This is a genomic window from Bradyrhizobium sp. I71 (assembly GCF_022354745.1).
Lineage (GTDB): Bacteria > Pseudomonadota > Alphaproteobacteria > Rhizobiales > Xanthobacteraceae > Bradyrhizobium > Bradyrhizobium liaoningense.
Window position 1 is genome coordinate 1,821,589 of the sequence record NZ_CP059398.1, and the last position, 22,542, is coordinate 1,844,130.

General features: G+C 65.1%; 23 protein-coding genes. 11 read left to right on the top strand and 12 right to left on the bottom strand.

Annotation, left to right across the window (positions count from 1 at the left end):
- Window positions 1-113: 113 nt before the first annotated feature.
- From FJV43_RS09110 to FJV43_RS09120, 3 genes are all read left to right on the top strand, one after another.
- Window positions 114-611, top strand: a complete 498-nt coding sequence (locus FJV43_RS09110) for a GNAT family N-acetyltransferase (protein ID WP_239629369.1) — start codon at window positions 114-116, stop codon at window positions 609-611.
- Between the two features lie 227 nt (window positions 612-838).
- Window positions 839-2,350, top strand: a complete 1,512-nt coding sequence (locus FJV43_RS09115) for an ATPase domain-containing protein (protein ID WP_239626330.1) — start codon at window positions 839-841, stop codon at window positions 2,348-2,350.
- Window positions 2,350-4,068 carry an ATP-binding protein gene (locus FJV43_RS09120; protein ID WP_239626331.1) on the top strand — a complete coding sequence of 573 codons (1,719 nt, stop codon included), beginning with the start codon at window positions 2,350-2,352 and terminating at the stop codon, window positions 4,066-4,068. The genes FJV43_RS09115 and FJV43_RS09120 overlap by 1 nt, the downstream gene beginning before the upstream one ends.
- 32 nt (window positions 4,069-4,100) lie before the next feature.
- Here the strand turns inward: FJV43_RS09120 and FJV43_RS09125 are convergent, their stop codons facing one another.
- From FJV43_RS09125 to FJV43_RS09140, 4 genes are all read right to left on the bottom strand, one after another.
- Complete coding sequence (locus tag FJV43_RS09125; RefSeq protein WP_197967869.1) at window positions 4,101-4,343, bottom strand: hypothetical protein; 243 nt, start codon at window positions 4,341-4,343, stop codon at window positions 4,101-4,103.
- A 47-nt stretch (window positions 4,344-4,390) separates the two neighbouring features.
- The gene (locus tag FJV43_RS09130) at window positions 4,391-5,515 is read right to left on the bottom strand and encodes a DUF2336 domain-containing protein (RefSeq protein ID WP_197967870.1); all 1,125 of its coding nucleotides are present in this window, start codon (window positions 5,513-5,515) and stop codon (window positions 4,391-4,393) included.
- 356 nt (window positions 5,516-5,871) lie between these two features.
- A complete protein-coding gene (locus FJV43_RS09135; RefSeq protein ID WP_239626332.1) occupies window positions 5,872-9,510 on the bottom strand; it encodes an AsmA-like C-terminal region-containing protein in 3,639 nt (1,212 codons plus the stop codon).
- A 132-nt stretch (window positions 9,511-9,642) separates the two neighbouring features.
- Window positions 9,643-10,875 (bottom strand): cytochrome P450, encoded by a 1,233-nt coding sequence (locus tag FJV43_RS09140; protein ID WP_239626335.1) that lies wholly within the window; start codon window positions 10,873-10,875, stop codon window positions 9,643-9,645.
- Window positions 10,876-11,005: 130 nt separating this feature from the next.
- Here FJV43_RS09140 and FJV43_RS09145 point away from each other — a divergent pair, with 130 nt between their 5' ends.
- A complete protein-coding gene (locus FJV43_RS09145; RefSeq protein WP_239626337.1) occupies window positions 11,006-11,617 on the top strand; it encodes a TetR/AcrR family transcriptional regulator in 612 nt (203 codons plus the stop codon).
- 175 nt (window positions 11,618-11,792) lie between these two features.
- On the top strand, window positions 11,793-12,686 hold the full coding sequence (locus FJV43_RS09150; protein WP_239626339.1) for a catalase: 894 nt from the start codon (window positions 11,793-11,795) through the stop codon (window positions 12,684-12,686).
- Between the two features lie 9 nt (window positions 12,687-12,695).
- Here the strand turns inward: FJV43_RS09150 and FJV43_RS09155 are convergent, their stop codons facing one another.
- Window positions 12,696-13,628, bottom strand: coding sequence for an AraC family transcriptional regulator (locus FJV43_RS09155; protein ID WP_239626341.1), 933 nt, complete (start codon window positions 13,626-13,628; stop codon window positions 12,696-12,698).
- A gap of 408 nt (window positions 13,629-14,036) precedes the next feature.
- Window positions 14,037-14,363, bottom strand: a complete 327-nt coding sequence (locus FJV43_RS09160; RefSeq protein WP_239626343.1) for a hypothetical protein — start codon at window positions 14,361-14,363, stop codon at window positions 14,037-14,039.
- A gap of 363 nt (window positions 14,364-14,726) precedes the next feature.
- Here FJV43_RS09160 and FJV43_RS09165 point away from each other — a divergent pair, with 363 nt between their 5' ends.
- The 3 genes from FJV43_RS09165 to FJV43_RS09175 all read left to right on the top strand — a co-directional run bounded on the left by FJV43_RS09165 (window position 14,727) and on the right by FJV43_RS09175 (window position 15,685).
- Window positions 14,727-14,993: a hypothetical protein gene (locus tag FJV43_RS09165; protein ID WP_239626345.1), complete on the top strand. Its 267-nt coding sequence runs from the start codon at window positions 14,727-14,729 to the stop codon at window positions 14,991-14,993.
- Window positions 14,986-15,282 carry a hypothetical protein gene (locus tag FJV43_RS09170; protein ID WP_239626347.1) on the top strand — a complete coding sequence of 99 codons (297 nt, stop codon included), beginning with the start codon at window positions 14,986-14,988 and terminating at the stop codon, window positions 15,280-15,282. The genes FJV43_RS09165 and FJV43_RS09170 overlap by 8 nt, the downstream gene beginning before the upstream one ends.
- A gap of 124 nt (window positions 15,283-15,406) precedes the next feature.
- Window positions 15,407-15,685 carry a DUF1488 domain-containing protein gene (locus FJV43_RS09175; RefSeq protein WP_239626348.1) on the top strand — a complete coding sequence of 93 codons (279 nt, stop codon included), beginning with the start codon at window positions 15,407-15,409 and terminating at the stop codon, window positions 15,683-15,685.
- Between the two features lie 88 nt (window positions 15,686-15,773).
- Here the strand turns inward: FJV43_RS09175 and rpsU are convergent, their stop codons facing one another.
- Window positions 15,774-16,049: a 30S ribosomal protein S21 gene (gene rpsU / locus FJV43_RS09180; RefSeq protein ID WP_025038058.1), complete on the bottom strand. Its 276-nt coding sequence runs from the start codon at window positions 16,047-16,049 to the stop codon at window positions 15,774-15,776.
- Window positions 16,050-16,490: 441 nt separating this feature from the next.
- Between rpsU and FJV43_RS09185 the strand changes: the two genes are divergently transcribed.
- The 3 genes from FJV43_RS09185 (at window position 16,491) to FJV43_RS09195 (ending at window position 17,312) form a co-directional block, all read left to right on the top strand.
- On the top strand, window positions 16,491-16,700 hold the full coding sequence (locus FJV43_RS09185) for a cold-shock protein (RefSeq protein WP_028181638.1): 210 nt from the start codon (window positions 16,491-16,493) through the stop codon (window positions 16,698-16,700).
- 96 nt (window positions 16,701-16,796) lie between these two features.
- The gene (locus FJV43_RS09190) at window positions 16,797-17,039 is read left to right on the top strand and encodes a transcriptional regulator (protein ID WP_131869777.1); all 243 of its coding nucleotides are present in this window, start codon (window positions 16,797-16,799) and stop codon (window positions 17,037-17,039) included.
- Between the two features lie 51 nt (window positions 17,040-17,090).
- Window positions 17,091-17,312, top strand: a complete 222-nt coding sequence (locus FJV43_RS09195) for a hypothetical protein (protein ID WP_028181636.1) — start codon at window positions 17,091-17,093, stop codon at window positions 17,310-17,312.
- A gap of 111 nt (window positions 17,313-17,423) precedes the next feature.
- On the opposite strand, the gene FJV43_RS09200 is transcribed toward FJV43_RS09195, so the two are convergent.
- The 5 genes from FJV43_RS09200 to FJV43_RS09220 all read right to left on the bottom strand — a co-directional run bounded on the left by FJV43_RS09200 (window position 17,424) and on the right by FJV43_RS09220 (window position 22,417).
- Window positions 17,424-17,660: a hypothetical protein gene (locus FJV43_RS09200; protein WP_239626350.1), complete on the bottom strand. Its 237-nt coding sequence runs from the start codon at window positions 17,658-17,660 to the stop codon at window positions 17,424-17,426.
- A complete protein-coding gene (locus FJV43_RS09205; RefSeq protein ID WP_239626352.1) occupies window positions 17,661-17,846 on the bottom strand; it encodes a hypothetical protein in 186 nt (61 codons plus the stop codon).
- 65 nt (window positions 17,847-17,911) lie between these two features.
- Complete coding sequence (locus FJV43_RS09210; protein WP_239626353.1) at window positions 17,912-18,256, bottom strand: hypothetical protein; 345 nt, start codon at window positions 18,254-18,256, stop codon at window positions 17,912-17,914.
- A gap of 118 nt (window positions 18,257-18,374) precedes the next feature.
- Window positions 18,375-20,960, bottom strand: coding sequence for an EAL domain-containing protein (locus tag FJV43_RS09215; protein WP_239626355.1), 2,586 nt, complete (start codon window positions 20,958-20,960; stop codon window positions 18,375-18,377).
- 158 nt (window positions 20,961-21,118) lie between these two features.
- Complete coding sequence (locus FJV43_RS09220) at window positions 21,119-22,417, bottom strand: MFS transporter (RefSeq protein WP_239626357.1); 1,299 nt, start codon at window positions 22,415-22,417, stop codon at window positions 21,119-21,121.
- Window positions 22,418-22,542: the final 125 nt, after the last annotated feature.

The following is a 22,542-nucleotide window of genomic DNA, read 5'->3' on the forward strand; positions in this document are numbered from 1 at the left end:
CGGATTATCCTAAGTCCGCTTGCACCGTCGGGCAAAACAGCGGCACAATGGCATCATCGGCTCGCAACGGCATACGGCATGGCGACCTTCTCGAAATGCGTCCATCTGGCTCCATCGATCGCTTCGTCACCGAACGACTGACCGCCGAACGACTGCGCGAGGCTGATCTCGCAGATCTCGTCGCATTGCATCTGGATCCCGAGGTGTCCCGTCATCTTGGCGGCGTGCGCTCGGCCGAGACGACGAAGGAATATCTCGACGTCAACATGGCGCATTGGGACCGGTATGGCTTTGGGCTGTGGGCGCTGCGAACGGGCGACGGGGCGTTCTCAGGACGGGCGGGCCTCCGGCACATCCTGGTGGATGACATCGACGAGATCGAGATCGCCTACGCGTTCACGCGCAACCTCTGGGGCCAGGGACTTGCCGGTGAGATCGCGACCGCGATGACGCGCATCGGATTGTCACAGCTCGCGCTAACGTCCGTCGTCGGCATCGTGCATGTCGGGAACGGTGCATCCCGCCGCGTGCTGGAGAAGTCGAACTACCTTCTCGAGCGGAGCACGAACCGCCACGGCGAAGATGTCGTGATCTACCGCATTCGGCGGTGAAGGTCACAATCACCGGATTGGAGCGCGCTGAAGTCCGGACCTGATTGTGTTCAATCCTGAACAGACAGAACGAGCATCATCCGCACCTGCTTCTGAACGGCGGGACACAGCTCGCCGGGAACTCGACCGCTGCTGAAGAGTTCCTTGTACGGACCAATCTCGGTCCAACCCAGCTTGTGGACGCTTGGGGTAAACATCGGCTTCCGGAACCTGCGTAAGGGGGTACAATGACTGGCCCATCCCAGGCCGCTCCAGACAGCGCCCTCAAGGATTTACCGAGAGTTTCGACTGGCAGCGACGGCCTGGATGACATTCTGGGCGGCGGCTTCGACGCCAATCGGATGTATCTGTACGAGGGGCGGCCGGGCACGGGCAAAACCACGATTGCGCTGCAATTCCTTCTCAGCGGCGTGCGTGATGGTGAACGCGTGCTCTATATCTCCCTGTCCGAGACCAAGCGGGAGCTGACGGTCGTCGCACAGCGGCACGGCTGGTCCTTGCAAGGCGTGGACATCTTTGAGCTGGTCCCCCCCGAGACCACGCTCGATCCGGACCGGGAGCTCACGGTCTTCCATCCCGCCGAGATGGAGTTGAGCGAAACGACCGGTCTGATCTTCAAGGAGGTCGAGCGGATCAACCCTACGCGCGTCGTGCTCGACAGCCTTTCCGAGCTGCGTCTGCTTGCCCAGAACCCGCTTCGTTACAGGCGCCAGGTGCTGGCCTTGAAGCATTTCTTCACCAACCGCAATTGCACCGTCGTGCTCCTCGACGATCTCTCGTCCTCCCAGGATGATCTGCAACTGCATTCGATTGCGCACGGCGTCGTCATGCTCGAACAGCTCGCGGTCGATTACGGGGCAGAGCGACGACGGATCCGCGTAATCAAGATGCGCGGCATTCGATTCCGCGGCGGCTTCCACGACTTTACGATTGCAAAGGGTGGCTTGCGGATCTTCCCGCGCCTCGTGGCGGCCGAGCATCACAAACCGTTTCCCGGCGAGTTCACGCCCAGCGGCAATCCCGAGCTGGACCAACTGCTCGGAGGCGGGCTCGAGCGCGGCACCAACGCACTGTTCATCGGCGCTGCCGGAGTAGGTAAATCCTCGCTCGCACTCACATATGCGATAGCGGCCGCGGAACGCGGCGAGCACGCTGCGTTTTTTGCCTTCGATGAAGGCCGCGGCACCGTGGAAGCTCGCGCCCGGACGCTCGGCCTGCCGCTCGAAAAGTACGTCGAGTCCGGCCTTATCCGCTTTCAACAGATCGATCCAGCCGAGCTGTCGCCGGGCGAGTTCGCGGCGACCCTGCGCCGGAGCGCGGAAATTGACAACGCCCGCGTGGTCATCATCGACAGCCTGAACGGCTACCTGAACGCGATGCCGGACGAGCGGTTTCTCATCCTGCAAATGCACGAACTGCTGACCTACCTGGCGCAGCAGGGAGTGCTCACCATCCTGATCCTCGCTCAACATGGGCTGGTCGGCCCGATGGATACGCCGCTCGACATCAGCTATTTGAGCGACGCGGTGCTCATGCTGCGCTATTTCGAGGCCGGCGGATCGGTGCGGCGCGCCTTGTCTGTCGTCAAGAAGCGCAGCGGCAACCACGAGCACACCATCCGCGAGTTTCGGCTCGGCAGCACCGGTGTCAAGCTCGGCCCGCCTCTCACCAACTTCATGGGCATCTTTTCGGGCAATCCGCGTTATACCGGCACGGACATCCCGGAAGGATCGGCCTGATGAGCGCCGACCGCGGACACCGCGTTCTCATCTTCGCTCCGATCGGCCGCGACGGGCCGGCGTCGGCCGAGCTTTTCCGCGGTGCGAGCCTCGAAGCGGTCAACTGCCGAAGTCTGCCCGAACTCGTCAGCGAGATGAGTGCCGGCGTGGGCGCGGTCTTCCTTGCCGAGGAAGGACTATTCGGGAAAGACACGGCGCCGCTCGCTGAATGGATCGCGAGCCAACCGCCATGGTCCGACCTCCCCTTTGTCGTTCTCACCAGCCATCGAGAGCAGCCCGCGGTCGTCGCCTGGCGCCGCAATATCGTCGCCCTGCTTCGTAACGTTTCGCTGCTCGAACGACCGGTCCAGCCGATCACGCTGACCAGCGCGGTTCAATCGGCGATGCGGGCGCGGCGGCGTCAATATGAGATCCGGGCCCTGATCGCAGCGCGCGAGCAGACTGCGCAGGAGCTCGAAAAACTGGTGGTCGAGCGCACGCGAGAGCTGGAGGAGGCCAACGAGCAACTGCGTCTCGAAATGAACGAGCGCGCTCGCGTCGAGGAAACGCTTCGCCAGGCGCAGAAAATCGAAGCTATCGGCCAGCTCACCGGCGGGGTCGCGCACGACTTCAACAATCTGCTGATGGTGATTTCCGGCGGCCTCGACATGCTGGACCGCCAGACGGATCCAAACCGGCGCCGGCGTCTGATGGACGGGATGATCCAGGCCGCACAGCGCGGCGCCAGCCTGACCAAGCAGCTGCTGGCATTCTCACGCCGGCAGAGGCTGCGCCCGGAAGCCGTCGACGTCGCCATGCAGATCGGCGGTATGCGCGAGCTGCTCGATCGAAGCCTGCGAGGCGACGTCCACGTCGAATTCGACTTCCCGGATGCTCTTTGGCCGGTGGAGGTCGATCCCGGCGAGCTCGAGCTGGTCATTCTCAATCTGGCCGTCAATGCCCGGGATGCGATGCCCAACGGCGGCACCATCGTCGTCCGCGGCGAGAATCTGCCTGGTCTGAATGACGGGGAGATCGCCGGCGACTATGTAAGGCTGTCGGTCATCGATACGGGCGTCGGCATGCCTCCGGAGATCCTGTCGCGGGTCTTCGAGCCGTTCTTCACGACTAAGGACGTCGGCAAGGGGTCCGGACTGGGGCTCGCGCAGGTCCACGGGTTTGCGACCCAGTCACGCGGGACCGTCCGCATCAAATCGCAAGTCGATCAGGGCACCAGCATCGAGCTCTACATGCCCCGCTCGTTGAATCTCGCTTCCAAGCAACGACACTTGATCGATTTCAACAGGGCGGTACGGCCGAAGAAGAACGGCCAGGGCCAAATCCTGCTGGTCGAAGATGACGACGAGGTGGCCGCACTCGTTGGTGAGATGCTTGGTCAGCTCGGCTACGAAGTCACGCGGGCCGCCAGCGCTGCAGCTGCTCTCGGTGCTCTGGCCGATGGTCGGTCTGTCGATCTCATCTTTTCGGACATCATGATGCCGGGCGGCATGAATGGCGTGGAACTCGCGCGGGAGATCAGGAGACGGCGCAGCGACATACCCGTACTGCTGACCAGCGGATACGCCGAGGCCGCGATCCATGAAGCCGAAACGGCGGGTATCCAGATATTAGCCAAGCCGTATCACATCGACGAGCTGGCCGCGGCACTGAATGCCGCGAAGTCGACCCTTCAAATTGATACGCAATCCAAACGCTCCAGCTCTTTGCTGAACTCTTGAGGTTCGGTGCGTCAGGCAGGATTGACCCGTGCCTACCGGAAATATCCCAGCACGAGATCGACATCCGCGCTGCCCGCGACCGCGCCGTTCAACTCCGCGTCGATGACGCGACGGCAGGCATCGACGGCGGCGTGGTCGCCGAGATCGTTGGCGGCTTCCAGCACGAGCCAGGCGGCGTCCACCGACGCCTTGTCCGGTGCGCCGCCGCCGAGATCGGCGGTGACGGCATTGCCGAGGTTCTTCTTGCGAACGGCGGTGCCGAATTGAGGCAACATTGCAAATACTCCCCTTCGAATTCCGGGATGATGCTCAGTGCACCCGACTAGTGGACCTGGAACTCGGGCTGACGGCCCGTAACGGTCTCGGCACCCGCGCCATTCTTGCGCGACTGGTAGAACTTCAAGATGCTGCGCGAGGTCTCGATCTTGAGCCGGCCGTACTCGCGCTCGTTGTCCTGGAGCTCGCGCGCCGTGATCAGATGATCCTTGGCGCCGAGGAACAGGAGCGACATCGTCGTGTCCCAGGAGAAGTCGAGCGCCTTGCACAAGACCAGGATCATCTCGCGGTTGCGGTCCATCAGCGCGCGCTCGATCACGTCGACAGGAAGCGACGAGAGCAGCGACAGGCCGATCTGCACCTCGTCGAAGCGGTGCTGGCGCGCATAGTTCGAGATGGAGTCCTGATTGAGGTTGCCCTGCCGGTACTGCGTCGTGACCACGCGCTTGGCGACGAAATAGCTGCGCGAGGACGGGCCGAACTTGGACTGGAGATCGCCGGTGAGCTCGGTCACCGAGCTCTGGATCTGCGCCATCATCTCGGGCCGCTCGGTCTCGAGGCGGCGGCGCACGTCTTCCGACGCCTTCGAGATGAGCTGCTGGAAGATGTGGCGCGGCACGTCCTTGCGCAGGCCAAGCTGTTCGGCGAGAATCGAATCGCCCTCGGCGCGGCGGACCATGTGCAACAGGCCCGATCCGGAGAAGCGCGCGCCGTCGTTCCTGGCAACCGACGTCACGACCTCCTGGTTGCCGCGCTTGACCAGCACGTCGGTCACGGCTTCACCGATCGACTTGCGCTGGGCGATCGCGAGCAGATGCGACTGGCTCTTGGTCAGGGCACTCTCGACCAGCATCTTCTCGTCGAGACGATTGGACTCGCGCAGCACGGGACCGGCGACCTCGATCTCGTCGTCGAGCGCGAGCTTTTCGATGACGTTGAGCGGCGCGTGATCGCAGGCCGCCATCAGCTCCGAGAGCTGCGCCCGCGCGGCGACCTCGATCTCCTCGGCGAGCCGGCCGATGACCTCGCCGAACGTGGAGATCTCGTCGTCGCTGTAGCGGCCCGTGATCAGGATATCGGTCGCATGCCACAACGCCTTCGCCCGGCTTTCGTCGGTGCCGCGCGCGATCGCGTCGTCCAGATCCTGTAGAAGCGATTTCGCCCCGTTCATCTCGATCACCCCAGTTCTTGGTAGCCGTTCGGCAAGCCGTCCCGCCACTCTTGGCGCGACGCCGAATTCATCTGGGAACCGACGCTAGAGATGAAACGCGAGAATTCAGTAAAATCGGCAAATCAGTTTTGCCGACGAAAATTCGTTCAAATGCGAGGGAATGGGTTAAGGGGCGGGCAACGGAGACGGTGCGCCCCCTCTCCCGCTTGCGGGAGAGGGTTGGGGAGAGGGTGTGTCCGCAACGGGATAGTCCCCCAGAGGAGAGAACCCTCACCCGGCGCTTCGCGCCGACCTCTCCCGCAAGCGGAAGAGGTTAAACGAGCCTGCGGCTCCGTCTCTCCAAACCGACTTCGCCCTCACGGATTCTGCGGCGTCAGCACCAGCGGCGGCTTTGGCCTCGGCTTGGCGGGCGGCGGGCCCGGAGCCGGCTTCACCTCGATCGGCGGCGGCAGCGGCGCGGCCTGCTGGCTTGCGAGCGGCGGGCTTGTGAGTGGAGGGCTTGTGAGTGGAGGGCTTGGCGCGGCGGGAGCGGCCTGCGGGGCCTTCGGCGTCGGCGCGGCCTTTGACTTCTGCGGCGCGCGGCGCGGATCGCGGCCGGGCAGCGGCACATCCAGCAGCGGCGGCTCCGGATCGGGCGACACCAGCGTCGGCAGCGCAGCGGTGGCCGGCGGCGGCTCGCCGCGTTCGATGGCATCGAGCCGACGCGTCTCGCGATCGATCGTGCGCACCGCAAGCCATGACGACAGCGGCGTGAGGTCGATGGTGCGGCTCAGCTTGTCGGGGGGCCCTGCCGCGAACAGCTGGATCTCCGGAGGGGCGCCGGAGAGGCCGGTCATGATCGGCGTCAGGCTGGCGCGGATGTCGGCCTGGTCGGCGGGAATGTCGTAGCCGCCCGAGACGATGGCGCGGGCGTTCTTGGCCTCCAGCGACGTCGCCCCGACGCGCAGCCGGCCGTCGCGGATCGTGAACGGGATCTGTGCCGAGGCGATCGTAATGGGACCCGCCGACAGCGCGGGCTCGACGAGCTGCCGCAGACGGTTGTCGTCCGCGACCTGGCCGCCGTCGCTGGCGCGGATCGCGATCTCGAACGCACGCGGATTGAGGCCGCTGATTTCCGCGGACTCGAGCGTCACCGTGCCGTTGCCGGCGAGCGCACCGGTCAAAGCCGCGACGCTGCGGCCCTGGCTGGTCAGCGCCATCTGCACCGAGGCGCGCCCCTTGGACAGCGCGAGGTCACGATAGCGCAGCGTCGCCGCATCGACATTGCCGAGCTCGATGCGCGCGTTCAGCGCAAGACCATTCGCGCCGTTGCGCGCGTCGAGGCTCGCGGACATCTCGCCGCCGCCGACGCCGCCCTTGAGCGCATCGAACGCGAGCGACTGCCCGTCGCTCCGGATCGTGCCGCCGAAGGGGCGCAGCTCGATGCCGCCCGGCAACGTTCCGCGCAGGGCCTGGAAGGCGATGCGGCCGCGCCAGCCGCCGACGAGCCCCGGACTGAACGGCTCGCCGGACTGATGTCCGGCCGCGCCAATCGCGACTGCGAGCGCGGGGGCAAGATCGAGCGAGTCGAGGCCGACCTCGCCGTCGACGCTTTTCTCCTGATCGAGCATCACCGAAAGATGCCCGCGCAGATGCGAGCCTGCTGCATTGCCGTCGAGATCGTCGAAGGTCAGGCGATTGCCTGACAGCGTGAGGCGGGAAGACAGGCTGACATTCTGCGCCGATTTGTCGGTCGGGCCGGTGCCGAGCAGCGGCGCCAGATTGGCGTTGCGCACGCGCAGGTTCACGCTGGCCTTCGGCTCCGACAATTCGACGCTGCCTTGCGCATCCGCATCGAGCCCGCCGCCGCTGAGCTTCGCGTTCAATTGCAGCGGTCGGCGCCAGGCGCCGCTCAAGCGGCCTTCGAATTGCGTGGCGCCCTCGCCGGCGGCCACGACGCGATCGAGCCCGAGCAGCGCCAGCAGCGCGCCGGCCTGCGATGCCGAGCCCTTCGTGTCCAGCGTGAAGTCGCTGTTGCGCAACCTTTCGAGATCGATCCCTCCGATGGCGGCCGCCGGCGTCTGCGCGACCAGGGTCGTGGTCGCCTTGAGCTGCGGCGCGTCGAGGTCGAGCACGATACGGGCATTGCTGCGATCGGCCTGCTCGGCGTTCCTGTCGAGGCTGAGATCGAGCTTGAGACGGGTCGCGCCGGGCGAGGACGGCAGGGCATCGAAGCGCGCGCGCACCGCGGGCGGAAACGGCTCGATCAGCGCGGTGAGCTCGCGCAGCGAATTGGCCGAGGATTGCACCGCGAGCTTGCCGGTGGCTTTGGTGCGGTCGAAGCTGCCGCTCGCCTCCGTGGTCAGGCCGCTGGCCTGGCCGAAGCGCAACTGCTCCAGTGACAGCGATGCGGGGCTGTAGGCGAGCCTGGCTGCGAACGGCCGCAGCTCCTGGCCGGCGGAGATCGCGCGGCCGATAGCGAGCGAGAGTTTTGCCTCTTCCGGCCACTCGCCCTGCGGCCCCGCGAGCGCGCGGACAAAACTCGCGGCGGCATCGAGATCGAGCCGGTCGGCCTTGAGCTCCGCGTCAATCCGCGAGCCCTTGCTCGCGCCGGTCTGCACGAAGGCGATGCGGCCCTCCACCGCGCCGCCGTCGATGTCGGCCTTCAGCCTGTCGATGGCGAGGTGATTGGCGGCGATGGTCACGTCCCCGGCGAGGCGCAGCGGCCGCGTGCTGCGCCGGTTGACCTCGCTGCGGCCCTGAAGCCAGGCCACCAGCGTGTCCGGATCGGACGATTCGATGCGCAGACGGCCGCTGAAGCTGTCCGCGCCCGGGGTCGCGCCGTTGAGCGAAAGCTGCGTCATGCCGGGCGCACGCAATTCGAGCCGCTGGAAAGTCCATGACCTGCCGTCGGTCTGAAGTTCGGCCGCAATGTTCTGAAGTGGACGGCCGCCGAGCATGATCTGGTCGGCATTGAATTCGATCTGCGCCGGGATTGGCGTCTGCGGGATCGCCGCAAGGCCCGCCCGCAGCGCCGGCAGGACGCGCTGCGGATCGGCATCGTCCCTGGCCGTCAGCCTGTCGGCATCGACCTGCCGCGCCGACAGCACCGCGCGGAGCAGCGGCGAGGCGCCGAACCTGAGATCACCGACGCCGCCGAGCTTCAGCGCGGTATCCTCCGTGCCGAAGCTGGCGTCGATCTGCTCGAATTTCGCGCCGGCCGGATCGGCCTTGAGCCTGGTCGCGAGCTTCCAGGGCGTCGGCCCCGCCTCGCCCGCCTTCTTGGTCGCGGGCACGGCGAGCGTCAGCGCGCCGTCGAATTTCGGCTGGCGGTTGTCGAAGGCGAGCACACCTTCGAGATCGGCGAGGATGGGACGCTCGCCCGGATCGATGTTGAGGTGGAGGCGGGTCGCGCTGCCGTCGGCGCTCGGGCCGGAGGAGACGCGGAACGGGTAGCGCACCCCGGCGGCGGTGAAACTGCCGTCGCCCCGCACCGAGCCCGCGAGCGAGCGCACGTCGCCGGAGAAGGTGATGTCGTTCAATTCAAGCGTCGAGCGGCTGGCGGCATCGTGCAGGGCGATGCGGCCGGTGAGATTCAGCCGCTCGATGGCGAGGGACGCCAGGTTGAAGGTGCCGCTCGCGCTCGACGGCAGATCGACCCGCCCGCGCGCATCCAGGCCGAGATCGACCGCCATGCCGCCCACCGAAAGCTCGGTGGCGCGCCACTCGCCGCGCATCAGCGAGCCCAGGCTGAACTCGACGTCGAGCTTGTCGGCGCGCAGGCGGCCGAGATCGTTGTTGCCGCCGAAGGTGACGCCGCGCAGCCGCAGCGTCGGCGCCGGCAGCAGCCGCGCGTCGAGCTCGCCTGCGACCCGCACTGGCACGCCGATGATCTTGCCGGCCTCCGCCTCGAACTGGGGCCTGAACTGGTTCCAGTCGACGTAGTAAGGCCCGATCAGCGCGGCCAGCAGCGCAATGATGAAGGCAATCGCCAATCCGAGCAGCGTCGTCTGCACGGGTCTCCCCTCGGCCAAACCGGCCCGGGCCGAACCTGAGGGCCTCAGGCGCGCCGGAACAGCCCCTTATATAGAGGGAAGTGTGGCGAAGTCACAGCGACTGTTGCGCGCGGAGGTTAACGCTGGCGCGCCTCACCAGCTCGCCGGCAACCGCTTCAGGCCGCGCAGCACGAAGGTCGGCCGCCATTCCGGGTTCTCGACGTCGTCGATGCGCAAGTCGGGCAGCCGCCGCAGCAGCGTGGCGATGGCGATCTCGGCCTCGATGCGCGCCAGCTGGGCACCCAGGCAGAAATGGATGCCGCCGCCGAACGACAGCGGCTTCACATTCGGGCGGGTGACGTCCAGCCGGTCGGGCCGATCAGGATAGACCGCGGGATCCCGGTTGGCCGAGCCGAGCAGGCACAGCACGCTCTCGCCCTTCGGAATCTTCGCGCCGCCGAGATCGTCGATGTCCTCCAGCGCGACGCGCCCGGTCATCTGCACCGAGGAATCGTAGCGCAGGAATTCCTCGATCGCGCCCACCATCATTTCCGGCCGCGCCTTGAGCAGCGCGAGCTGATCCGGATTGCGATGGAGCGCGAGCAGGCCGTTGCCGATCAGGTTGACCGTGGTCTCGTGGCCTGCGCCGAACAAGAGTATGATGTTGGCGGTCAATTCCTCGTTGGTGAGCTTGTTGCCGTCCTCCTCGGCCTGCACCAGCTGGGTGATGAGGTCGTCGCCGGGATTGCGGCGGCGCAGCTCGAACAGCTGCTGGAAATACATCTGCGCCATCAGGTTGCCGGCGTTGCCCTGTTTGATCTCCTCCGCAGACAAGGGCACGGGATCGAGCAGCCGCCCGCCGTCGCGCGAGCTCTTGTAGAAGACTTCGCGGTGCTCCTCGGGGATGCCGAGCATGTCGCAGATGATGGTGACGGGCAGGCGGAAGGCGAAATCCTCGATCAGGTCCATGTGGCCGCGGTCGATCACGGCGTCGATGGCCTCATCGACGATCTGCTGGATTCGCGGCCGCATGTCCTCGACCCGGCGGGCGGTGAAGGCCTTCACCACGAGGCCGCGCAGGCGGGTGTGGTCCGGAGGATCGGCCTGCAGCATCCAGTAGCTCATGCTGCGAAACACCGGCTCCTTCATGATCTCGGGACCGTAGCGGCGCGTGCTGCGCTCGACGAAATCCTTGCCGAAGCGCTTGTCGCGCAGCACCAAACTCACCTCGGCATGGCGGCTGGTGACGAACTGGCCGAACGGCGTCACATGGATCGGATCGAGCCTGCGCAGCCGGTCGTAATGCGGATAGGGATCGCGGATGAAGTCCGGCGAGAGCGGGTTGAACAGCGGTCCGCCGCCGGCGCCTTGCACGTGCTCGTTCATGGTGACCTCAGACCGGTTGCCGCATGAATCGAATACGCCGGGCAGCCCCTCATGCGCAGCGTAACCATCCCTGAATTATCGAACTCGATACATTGTTGTATCGAGTTGCAGTCTGCCCTAACCTGTGCCGATGTCAAGGGTGAGAACGAGACCGACCAGGGACGACACGCGCGACAGGCTGTTCGAGGCGGCCGCGCGCGTGTTCGAACAGGACGGCATCGGCGGCGCCAGCATCGAGGCGATCGCGGCGGCAGCGGGCTTTAGCCGCGGGGCGTTCTATTCGAACTTCAAGAGCAAGGACGAATTGATCATCGCCATGCTCGAGGACCATGTCGAGCAGTCGATCCGGCGCAACATGGACATCCTCGCGCAGCACGACAATCTCGACGATTTCATCGCGGCGCTGAAGACAATGGACCGCAGCCGGCAGGATCCGATCGGCCGCTCGCCCCTCCTCCACATGGAGATGATCCTGTTCGTCGCACGCGCCGAGAAGCGCCGCCCGGAGCTTGCCAAGCGCCTGCGCGCGCGGCGCAAGCTGGTCGCCGACATCGTCGAGGCGACATTGAAGAGCAACGGGCGCAACGACAATCTGAACCCGCCATGGATGGCCTCCGTCGTGCTCGCGCTGGAAGACGGCTTTCGCCTGCACCGGCTGATCGATCCGGAGACGACGCCGGCCGACAGTTTCCTGCGCGCGATCACGGATCTCAGGCGCAGGACGGGGTTGGCCTCCGGCTAGCGGAGCTCTTCAGAGCGCGGCCCGAGCCAGCGAGTTGCGAGATTCGTCGCAGGATCGGACAAGGCATGTCCGCTTTGGGAAAGATCTTTCGGCGCGCCCTGCGCCATAAACAGGCCCATCGTTCGAATCCAAAGGTTCCGTTCTGCCTCAGTTCCCGAGCGGCGCAGCCACTCCGATGTCCGTCGTCGATGCCTTGAGGGCGGTTGTTGCCGGTCTTCCGCCGAAGGCGCGTGCGAGCTTTTGCTGGGGCCGATGCGTTCGCGGCACCTATGCCCCCTCGGATCAGGCCAGGGAGATCACCAGGTCCTGCAGCTTCACCACGCCCTCCCGGGTGCTGGCGCGTTTCTCGGCGGACGGCGTCCCCGCAAACGCGGCCGATACGGACGGTCGCTCGCTGCGCGGCTTCAGCTTCCGACTCGGCAGCGGCAATCAGTTCTCCGAAATCGTCACCCAGAGCGCCCCGGTTCATTTCGCCAGAACGCTCGACCAGATGCTGGCCTTCCTGCAAGCACACATGCCGGGACCGGACGGCAGGCCGGACATGGCCCGAGTCGAAGCTTTTTCCGCCGCCAATCCCGAAACGCTGCATCAGGCAAGCTACCTTGCCGCGAATCCGCCGCCGGCAAGCCTCGCCCGCACGATCTATTGGGGGGTGCACGCCTTTCCCGCAACGAATGCGAGGGGTGAGACGCGGTTCATCAAGTTCAAGGTCGCGCCGGTCGGCGACGAACGCAGGCCGAGCGAGCACGCCGGCACGGCCAAGTCCACCGGCTTGCTGCGCGATCTCGACTCCCGGATTGCGGCGCGCGATGTCAGGTTCAGCGTGATGGCGCTGCTGGACCGTCCCGGCGATCCCGTCATGGACGTGACCATCCGTTGGCCCGACGAGGATGGACGCGAAGCGGTGCGCCTCGGAACGATCGTGATAACGGGCACTGAACCGAACGGAGCGTGCGAGGCGTCCGTATTCAATCCAGCCAATCTTGCCGAAGGCATCGGCCATCCGCCGGACGAGATATTTGCGGCGCGGCGCGACGCCTATGCCATCTCCCAGACAGAGCGCCGCTGAACGGAGGGATCACGCTTCGCCGTCCGGCACGCCCTGCGCCTCACGGCGCCACATTCCCGGGCTGACGCCGACCACCGAGGAAAACACCCGGGTGAAGTGGCTTTGATTGGCGAACCCGGCCGATATCGCGATCTCCGCCAGCGACAGGTCGCGCACCGTCATCAATTGCTTGGCCGTGTCCACGCGCTGGCGCAGCAGCCATTGGTGCGGCGGCAGGCCGGTCGAGACGCGAAATGCGCGCGAAAAATGACTGACCGAGAGATCGAACTCGGCTGCGATCTTCTCCAGCGAAAGCTTTCCGCGGAGATCGGACTCCAGCCTTTCACAAGCCCGCTTCACCTGCCAGGGGGCGAGGCCGCCGCGCGCCGGCTCGGCGGCGCGCCGCAATCCGCCGTAGGTCGTCGCAACATGTGCTGTGAGCGCGAGCATCATGTGGTCGATGAAGAGCTGGTTGGCCTCTTCAGGCTGCCGCAACGCCGCCAGGAACGACGCGCCGAGATGACGGATCGTCATATCGTCGTGGCCGACGCCGGGCTGATAGGCGAGCTCACCGATCCGCGACGCGCCGCTTTGCCTCGCCATGTCGTCCAACGCCGAACGGGGCAGATGGAAGAACAGAGAATGGAAGGGCTTGTCGATCACGTAGCGTGGATCGCGTTTCAGGTCGTACAGATAAGTGGCACCGGCGCGGATATCGCGCTTGATCACGCACCGGCCGCGCTCCCAGCACTCACAATCGGCGAAATCACGGAATTTGAGGCTGACGAGATAGGCGTCCTCCGAGGGCATCGACTCGGAGAGACGCGGAATCGGATGATCATCCCGTGTCTCGGTGACGGCGAGCTCGGCGCTGCGCAGTGAACGCGTGACCAGCGTTGGCGGCGCATCCTTCAAATGCAAGAACCGTTCGAGCTTCTGCGCGAAGGCGCGCGCCTGTGCCATGGCGTGTGTCTCAATAATGCGAGGAGCCTGGGGAGCGGAGGCGCCACATCAGATCCACGCAATTATCTGACATCGGCAACCGACGGTCCAGATTTACGCGTTGGAACGCCAGCCGTGTGACCGCTCGCCGCAGCTATCGTTCAAGAGAGGTTTTCACATGAGATTTCAACGGATTCTGATGCCTCTCGCGCAATCTCCGTTCAGTACCTCGACAACTCGTCGTCCGCCCATCGTGCATTTGTGAAAGCGCGCGCCTGCTTGGAGCATCCGTGACCGGCCGATCGATGCCGGCCGACAGCTTCCTGCGCGATCACGGTTGCGGCGTCGGAGGGGATCGGCGTCGCATCAGCATCTGTGCCTTCGATCGCCGCGCGACATGCTTGTCGCGCTTTAGATGCGGCCCCCTCGCTACTTCTTCTTCGCAGGTCCGAAATCTGGCTGCCAGGCAGCTTCCTTGCGGGACGGCGCCGCGGCGATCACCTTGGCTTTGTCCTTCTTCGGCTTCTTGACTTCGCGGTTGCCGCGTTGTTGGCCCTTTGCCATGTCGCTCTCCTTTGCTGGTTTGAGTTCGTCGAATTCACTCGGCTGCAGGACCCGGCCGCGCGGGGTACAGACCCTGACGTCCATGTAGCCCTCGCGCAGCAGTTTTTCCGCAAGGCGTAGCGCGACCGCCGCCGTTCCCCGGCCGAGATTGGAGCTGCCGTATTCGTTGGTTCCACTGACCAGATACGGCACGCGTATTGTCCTAGCCATTGAGGACCGCGGCTCCGCACTCGAGAAGCAGGAACAGCGGAACGATCACCGGCGGCACGATCCATTCCGAAATGCGATCACCCGACATCGAACGCTCCAGCGCAGCCTTCGGCGGAAGCACATTTGCCCACAGTCACCGGTCGAAGCCGTCGAGACGCGCGGTGATGGCAGCGAGCCTACGCCCGCGCCGAACCAATAGCGAGCGTTAAGTGCCTCTTGTCGTCGCATCGCGACATGACCGTTGCCCGTACGGACACGATAGTGCTGGCTATTGCCGTGCCAAAAGCGCATGCTCGCAGCAGCCGGCACCGGTTGGGGCTTCACTTGCGAAAGGCAGGCGTGCGCATGACCATCCGCTCGCGGCGAGAGACCGTCACCTTCAGGCATCCGTTCCACATCCGCGGCATCGAGCGCATTCTGCCGGCCGGCGCCTATGAGGTCGTCACCGATGAGGAGACGATCGAAGGCCTGACCTTCGCTGCGTATCGCCGGGTCGCCACGATGATCACCGTGCCAGCCGAAGGTGCGGGCGGCACCATGGAGATGCTGTCGATCGGCTCCGTCGATCTTGCGAATGCTCAAGCTGCAGACGCGAGCATCGCCAATGAGTGACCAGCCGGTCGATCTCGACAAGCGCCGTGGCATGGCCGCGCAAAAGGCCACCGACCTGCGCCGCGCGCTGGCGGAGGTCGAGGCCCATGTCAGAGAGCTGCGCGAGCGCGAGGCCGACCTCGAACACCGCATGATGACAGTGCCCGCTGCGTCCTGGCAGGAAGCCTCGATGAAGGCGCGCCATCTGCTCAACCTCTATGCTGCGGGCCTGCCGGCCGAGGACACGCGCCATCGCGCGCTCGTCTCGGCGCTGTTCGACGATTTCGCTCGGCTGTCCGGAGAGGGCTGAGCGAGGGCCACCTGCATTCTCGACACGTGCATGCTCGGCGGGAGCCGGGGAGCGGGCGCGCGGTACCGTTCAATGATTGGATGGCGCGAACTCGCAAGGAAGCCAACACGTAACGGAGTGAGCCATGACACTGACCAGCAGCCGCTTTATCGACCACGAATACGACCGGATGATCGTCCGGTTCTCGATGCATGACGGCGCCCGGGAGATTCCTTGCGCGATCTCGACCTCCGCGATGGATGACCTCGAGCGCGGCGCGCAAGTCAAGCCCGAGCAGCGGGAAGCCCAATTCGCCCGTCTACGCGATCGCATCGAAGCATGCGCCGAGAGCAAATATCGCGCCACCGAGTTCGAAGGCACGCCGCCGGGCATCGTGCTTCGAGGCATCGATTTCAGGCCATAAGGAAGACAGCAGCCGGGACAGCCAGGCCCGGCCTTTCTGCGGCCTCAGCGGTGACGCGCCATCATGATATCCGGAATCAAGATCGCTTCTACTCCGGCCTTGCTTTGATCTCCGGCAGGGGCGGCTTGCGCTCGAAGGGTTTCTTCTTCGGTGGCGCGGGCAGCAATCCCTCCCTGATCGCCTGCTTCCGGGCGAGCTTGCGGGCGCGGCGAATGGCCTCGGATTTCTCGCGGGTCTTTCTCTCGGACGGCTTTTCGTAGGAACGGCGCTGCTTCATTTCCCGGAAGACGCCCTCGCGCTGCATCTTCTTCTTGAGAACGCGGAGTGCCTGCTCAACGTTGTTGTCTCTGACGAGTACGTGCAATTTGATCCTCCTGGCCCGGGCTGCGAATGCGACACGTCCTGCAGGGCAGCCCAATTGCGCAGGAGCTTCATTGCGAATTTTTGAGGATAGCGATGGCGACATCGTCGCGGCTTCGGACGAGCCGATCTGCCTGTCACGGCGAGCACCTTGGTGGCGTCAACGTGACCACTGTCGCGCAGCGCTGTCAATCGATAACGTCCTGCCTGCAGGTCGACGGACACACGCAAAACGCCTCGATCGGAACAGAAGAACTGGCCCGCAGAAAACAAACCGGCTGCGCTCCTTGCAAAATCGCGAAAGCGGTGTATATTGTGGGTCGTTCGATTAGCCGCTGTGCCTTGTTGAATGCGCCCGCGGGCTCCTTTTCCAAAGACATCGACGAAGTTGAAGATACCTGCGTGATTGTCGCGCGGGATGCGCTTGCGCGCTTTGGAGAAGAGAATGACGACAGGTACAGTCAAGTGGTTCAATGGCCAAAAGGGCTTCGGTTTCATCCAGCCGAGCGATGGCGGCAACGATGTGTTCGTTCACATCAGCGCGGTTGAACGAGCTGGTCTTGCTGGTCTCGGCGAGGGCCAAAAGGTCAATTTCGAGATCAAGACCGACAAGATGCGAGGCAAAGTCAGCGCTGAGAACCTCTCGCTGGCTTGATATCGTGGCGCCGTTTCACGGATGTACTGAAACGGTTGCTTCGCCCGCTCAATCCCGGGATTGAGCGGGTTTGGCTGTTGCGGATCCGGGTGAACGATGAGCACCAAGAAACCGGCAGAGCCGTCACCCGAAAGCATTGCGCGTTCCGATCGCAAGCGCCTCGCCGCTGAAGAGGGAGCCCGGGCATTGGCAGACGTCGAAAGACAAGCCATCGAGGTTCGCAAGAACATGGCGCGGCTTCGAGAGGTGCGCGAGGCGAAGGAAGCGGCTGATGACGCGCTTCGAACAGCTTTGCCGGCGCCTACGCTGAAGAGGCGTTCAAGGAAGCCGGCGCGATAGTCGACTTCAACGCCGCCGGCCAGACTTGAGTGCCGATCTCATTGCCGGAGAGTGCAGATCGTGCCTAGAATCAAGCCAGACCACGGAACCATCACCTTCTTCCTCGCATCCGGCGCAAACCGCCAGCTGTGCCGGCTTGCCACGACATTCAATACCCAGAAGCAGGCCTTCAGCTATCTGCAGAAGCACCGAACGGAGTTCGAGCGTATGGCGCGGGCGCGCCTTGCTTCAGGGGAGCTCGAAGACGGGATTGTCGTGCTTCCGATGCTCTAAAGCATGATCCGGAGAAGTGCGCGGCGGTTCTCCGACAAGATCATGCTCAAACGACGACCTAGAGCGCGATGACGATTCATCCAGCGCACACACGTGGGCGAGAGCGCGATCTCAATTGACCTGGCGAACTCTTTCGCCGATGAATGTCGCTCTCGAGACGGGGCCGCTCGCATCCCGAACAATGATGGCGAGGCCGTCGCTGCTGTCGAACGGTTCAAGCTGCTTGGCGATGTCGGCAAGAGACAGCGCCGCCTCGATCTCCGCGGCCCGCCGGCTGGCCAGATCCAGACCTTCTTCGTCCACGACGAGCGATTCACCGTCCCAGATGTCGAAGTAGAACAGCGACACTCAAGTCGTCCTCTCGGACTGGCTGCGTCGTTCAGCCTCCCTCGCCAACCGTTCAGCCTTCAGCCGTTCGCGATTTGCGTGGAAGGTCTGTTCCGCCTTCTCGTAATCGGTCGCGGGCTTCGTCACGGTCTGCTTGAAGAGACTGTTCGCCTCTTTCGCCGCATGCGATTGGGAATACCGTCTCATTGCTTGTCCTCCATATCGCCGGTGGTTCGAATTGCTTCGGTGTCGGCGACGTCTTGTCACCCAGCCTATTCTCGAATCGGCTTGCTGCATTTGGACCGATCAATTCGTACGCGATCGAACTCCTTGGGTCCATCGAGCAGATCCCGCTTGCGGATTGCCCTGTCCTCCGCCGTCGTCGTCGTGTCGCCCATGCGATCGATCGCATCGCCGGCCATCTTGCGCGCGCGCTGCTTCTGGCGATCCGGAGCGGCGTGCGACGCAAGCCCCAGTTCCACCAGGCGACCTATCGCTTCGGACAGGCTGGGCTCGTCGCTCTGACAAGCCATCCATGCCGTGATGGCCTTGAGCTGCGGTGGCGAAGGTCGAAAGCCTGCCGCTCGGGCAGTGGCGCCGGTTTCCCGTCGTTTCATTTGGGCTCATGCGGTTTGCAAGCAGGACAAGGCCTGGCGCCCCTTCAGGGAGACGTCAAAGACCAAGCCGCTGAGCCTTGATGCGTTCCTACCGGCCGGAAATATCGCTCGAAGGCAGCTACGCCGACCGCTTCACCGCAGTCGCGCCCGCCGGCGCAATATCAAGCCGCCCCAGCATCGCCCTCGCCTGCTCGGCGCAGTGGTCGATCAGCCAGCGCTCGAAAGCGACAGGAGGCAACGCGGGTGTGTAGAGGAACCCTTGGACGATGTCGCAGCCGAGCTCGGCCAGCGTCTTGCGCTGCCCCTCGGTCTCGACGCCCTCGGCAACCACGGTGATGCCGAGGCCCTGGCCGACGCGGACCACCGCGGTGGCGATCGCGAGCGCGCCCGCGTCTTTCTCGATGTCACGCATGAAACTGCGGTCGATCTTCAATTCGCGGATCGGCAAATGCGCGAGCCGGCTGAGGCTGGAATACCCGGTGCCGAAATCGTCCACCGAGAGGCCGACGCCGAGCTCGCGGATCGCGTTCATCGTCTCCAGCGCTGCGACGCCATCCTGCATGAACGCGCCTTCGGTTATTTCCAGCATCAGCGCGTCGGGCGGCAGATCGTATTCGGCCAGGATGTCCTTCAGCCGCGCCGCCAGCGCGACGTTGCGGAAATTGATCGGCGACAGGTTCACCGAGACGCAGGGAATGTTGAGCCCGGCGTGGCGCCAGCTCGCGATCTGCCGGCAGGCCTCGCGCACGGACCACAGGCCGATCTGCTCGATCAGGCCGCATTCCTCGGCGAGCGGGATGAACTTTGCCGGCGAGACGTCGCCGAGCACGGCATCGCGCCAGCGCGCCAGCGCTTCGACGCCATGGATCGCGCCGTCGCAGCTGCGGATCTGCGGCTGATAGCTGAGACTCAGCGCGCCCTCCGCGATCGCGCGGCGCAGCGCCGCGATCAGGGCCAACCGCTGCTCGGCGAGCACGTTCATCTCGGCGCTGAAGATGCGATGGGTCGAGCGTCCGGCCTGCTTGGCCATGTACATCGCGGCGTCCGCCTGCTGCATCAAGGTGTCGATATCGGTGGCGTGATCGGGGTAGAGGCTGATGCCGATGCTGGCGGACATCGGCATCAGCTTCGACCCGAGCCGGAGCGGCCGCGCCAGCGCTTCGGCGATATCGGCCGCGACGCGCTCGGCGCTCTCGACGTTGCGTTGCGGCAGCAGGATGACGAACTCGTCGCCGCCGAGCCGACCCAGCATGTCGCCGGGACCGATATGCTCGCGCAGGCGTTGCGCGAGCTGGACCAGGAGCTCGTCGCCGGCGGCGTGACCGAGCGTATCGTTGACGTCCTTGAAATGATCGACGTCGAGGAAGGCCAGCGCGACATGGCTGCTGGTCGGGCAGGCATCGATGGCCGTGGTGATCAGGTGCCGCAACTGGGCTCGATTGGGCAGGCCGGTGAGGATGTCGTGATAGGCGAGCCGCGCGATCTCGGCGCGCGCCTCCTTGCGCTCGATCGCGAAGGCGCCGAGGTTGACGCAGGCCTCGACGATGCGCCGGTGCCAATTGCTCGGCGCGCGCGGCTCGCGATAGTAGAAGGCGAAGGTCGCGATGACGCGGCCGTCCTTGGCCTTGACCGGGGTCGACCAGCACGCACGCAGGCCGATCGCGAGCGGCATCGCCTTGTAGGGCTGCCAGCGCGGATCGGTGTCGAGGTCGGTCGCCAGAACCGGTGTACCGTAGAAGGCCGCGGTGCCGCAGGAGCCGACATTGGGGCCGATCGCGATGCCGTCCAGCGCGCGGGAATAGTCCTCAGGCAGGCTGGGACCGCCGAGCGGATGGATCAGGCCGGCGGCATCGACGTGAAGCAGCGAGCAGACCACGTCGGGCGCGATCTCCTCGACGCGGCGGCACAGCCGGTCGGCGATCTCGCCGATCGGCACCTCGTCGGCGAGCGCGCTCATGATGAGCTGCTGAAGCGAGCGAAGCTGCTTGGTCTCGGTGATATCCTCGAGCAGCGCGAAGATATGCTTGACCCGGCCCTTGCTGTCGCGGAACGTGTCGATCCGGGCGGAGACCCAGATCTCCTCGCCGTCCTTGTCGTAGACGAGCAGCTCGGCCTCGCCGCGATGTCCGCCGCGCATCAGACGCCTGACGAGCTTCGCGAGGGCCTTGCGGTCGGTGTGACGACCGGCAACGAGGCCGTCGGCGCTGCGACCTGCGGCCTCCTCGCTGGTATAGCCGAACAGCGCCGTGAACGCCGAATTGACGTAGACGATGTTCCGCCCGACGTCGGTGATGATCACCGCGCGGTTGGTCTGGTCGGCGACGGCGTGGAGAAGCCCGATCCTGACGCGCCGCTCCGCATCAAGAGTGACGTCGCGTGCGAACACGATGCGATGGGTCGCGCAGCCAATCGTCGTTGACGACATCGACACCAGCGCCTTGATACGGCTGCCGTCGCGCCGCACGAGGCTGATCTCCTCGCGGAACTCCGGGGTCGCGCCGGCCTCGAGACATTTGAGGGTGAGAACTGCGGCGTTGCGGCCGAGCACCTCGGTGGCAGCAAGCTTCCAGATCCGCTCCGCGGCAGGGTTGAAGTGCGTGATGCGATGCGCGTCATCGACGATGACGACGCCGTCCTCGGCGCGTGCGAGTGCGGCGCGCAGCACGTCCGGCATTTCGGTCGCGGGACAATCGGAGGCAGACATCGTTGGAACCGGACGGCGTCGGGAAGAAGTGGTACTGAGCCGACGCTAGCGCTCCGATGGTGTCCAAGACGTTTTTGCGGGCCCGTGGCGTCACGCCAAGACGCGATATGCTTAACGCTCTCCGAAGAAGAAACGAGCAATGCGATGCTTGAGACAACCTACCGCGCAATACCGCCGGGGAGCTTGTGCAGCCGGCCGGCGACGGCCCGCACCTTGCGCGGCGCGGCCCGCCAGATCGAGAGCGCCGACAATCCGCTCATGACGATCGCAATGGCAAACGCAAGCGTGTAGTCGCCGGCACGATCATAGAGGAAGCCCGTCACCCACGGTCCTGCCGCACCACCCGCCAGCGCCGCCAGCATGATCGTGCCGAAGATACTGCCCTGGTGCCTGCCCTGGAAAATCTCGAACACCACCGCCCCCATGATCGAGGTGAGACCGTAGCCGAGCGCGCCTTGCGTGAGGACCATCAGGTAAACCAGCCACAGCGACGGCTGGAACTTCAGCGCCATCAGCGCCGCAAAACAGATCGCAAAGCCCGCGCAGCTGATCGCCCACACCCATTCTCGCCCGATCCGGTCAGAGACATGGCCGAGCAGGATCTGGCCGGGAATTCCGAGCAGGCTGACGATGCCGAGTGCCCACACCGCAACACTGGCGCTGAAGCCGATGTCGAGCAGGAATTTGGTCTGATGCACCTGCACCGCGTACCAGATGTAAAGGCCGCAGAAATAGCCGAGCGCGATCCACCAGAAACGCGCGGTCGCGACGGCTCGCTTGAGCGTCCAGTCGATCCCGACCCAGACGGGATCGACGATGTTGGAGACCGGTTGGGCTGCGCCCGGCGCCGGGGCGGCGTCGCCGTCCGGTTCAAGGCCGATGTCCTGCGGGCGCTTGTGCAGCAGCAGATTGACCGGCGCCAGCACCACCACGACGAGCAGGCCCATCGCCGTGCAGGCGGTGCGCCAGCCGGTCTGCTCGATCATGTGCTGCACCCATGGCAGCAGCGTCACCGAGCCGATGCCGACGCCGGCGAAAGCGATGCCGATGGCGAAGCCGCGCTTGCGGATGAACCAGTTCGGCAGGAACAGCGACTGGCCGGAATAGCCGAGGCACACCGAGCCCGCACCGACCATGACGCCGATGGTGACATAGAGATGCCACGGCGCGCTGGTCAGCGGTGCGAGCAGCAGTCCGCCGCCCATCAGCACGACGCCGAGCTCCATCACCGCGCGCGGACCGGCGCGATCCATCAGGCGGCCGATCAGCGGGCTGACCACGCCCGACACCACGAAGCCGAAGGAGAAGGCGCCCGCTGTGACGCCGCGCTCCCAGCCGAACTCGGAGATGATGGGCGGAAAGAACAGCGAGAAGGCGGTACGCGCGTTGACGCCGATGGCCATGGTGACGAAGGTCACGGCGACCACCACCCAGCCGTAGAAGAACGGAAGCCGCATGTTGTGCTTGTTTCATCCCTAGACGTTCCTTCGGATCATCCGGGGATGCTCTGGTCAAGCGCTTTTTCGCGCATGCCCGCTGAGCGAGGACGGGGCTTCCACGGCGTCGGACCGGACTTCGTTCC

Bases quoted from the DNA above. Each gene is read 5' to 3' on its own strand.
- FJV43_RS09120 (WP_239626331.1), top strand. From the start codon at position 2,350: ATGAGCGCCGACCGCGGACACCGCGTTCTCATCTTCGCTCCGATCGGC.
- FJV43_RS09215 (WP_239626355.1), bottom strand. From the start codon at position 20,960: ATGTCTGCCTCCGATTGTCCCGCGACCGAAATGCCGGACGTGCTGCGC.
- FJV43_RS09140 (WP_239626335.1), bottom strand. From the start codon at position 10,875: ATGAACGAGCACGTGCAAGGCGCCGGCGGCGGACCGCTGTTCAACCCG.
- FJV43_RS09150 (WP_239626339.1), top strand. From the start codon at position 11,793: ATGTCCGTCGTCGATGCCTTGAGGGCGGTTGTTGCCGGTCTTCCGCCG.
- FJV43_RS09190 (WP_131869777.1), top strand. From the start codon at position 16,797: ATGAGCACCAAGAAACCGGCAGAGCCGTCACCCGAAAGCATTGCGCGT.
- FJV43_RS09185 (WP_028181638.1), top strand. From the start codon at position 16,491: ATGACGACAGGTACAGTCAAGTGGTTCAATGGCCAAAAGGGCTTCGGT.
- FJV43_RS09205 (WP_239626352.1), bottom strand. From the start codon at position 17,846: ATGAGACGGTATTCCCAATCGCATGCGGCGAAAGAGGCGAACAGTCTC.
- FJV43_RS09175 (WP_239626348.1), top strand. From the start codon at position 15,407: ATGACACTGACCAGCAGCCGCTTTATCGACCACGAATACGACCGGATG.
- FJV43_RS09145 (WP_239626337.1), top strand. From the start codon at position 11,006: ATGTCAAGGGTGAGAACGAGACCGACCAGGGACGACACGCGCGACAGG.
- FJV43_RS09210 (WP_239626353.1), bottom strand. From the start codon at position 18,256: ATGAAACGACGGGAAACCGGCGCCACTGCCCGAGCGGCAGGCTTTCGA.
- FJV43_RS09115 (WP_239626330.1), top strand. From the start codon at position 839: ATGACTGGCCCATCCCAGGCCGCTCCAGACAGCGCCCTCAAGGATTTA.
- FJV43_RS09220 (WP_239626357.1), bottom strand. From the start codon at position 22,417: ATGCGGCTTCCGTTCTTCTACGGCTGGGTGGTGGTCGCCGTGACCTTC.
- FJV43_RS09130 (WP_197967870.1), bottom strand. From the start codon at position 5,515: ATGAACGGGGCGAAATCGCTTCTACAGGATCTGGACGACGCGATCGCG.
- FJV43_RS09170 (WP_239626347.1), top strand. From the start codon at position 14,986: ATGAGTGACCAGCCGGTCGATCTCGACAAGCGCCGTGGCATGGCCGCG.
- FJV43_RS09155 (WP_239626341.1), bottom strand. From the start codon at position 13,628: ATGGCACAGGCGCGCGCCTTCGCGCAGAAGCTCGAACGGTTCTTGCAT.
- FJV43_RS09165 (WP_239626345.1), top strand. From the start codon at position 14,727: ATGACCATCCGCTCGCGGCGAGAGACCGTCACCTTCAGGCATCCGTTC.
- FJV43_RS09125 (WP_197967869.1), bottom strand. From the start codon at position 4,343: ATGTTGCCTCAATTCGGCACCGCCGTTCGCAAGAAGAACCTCGGCAAT.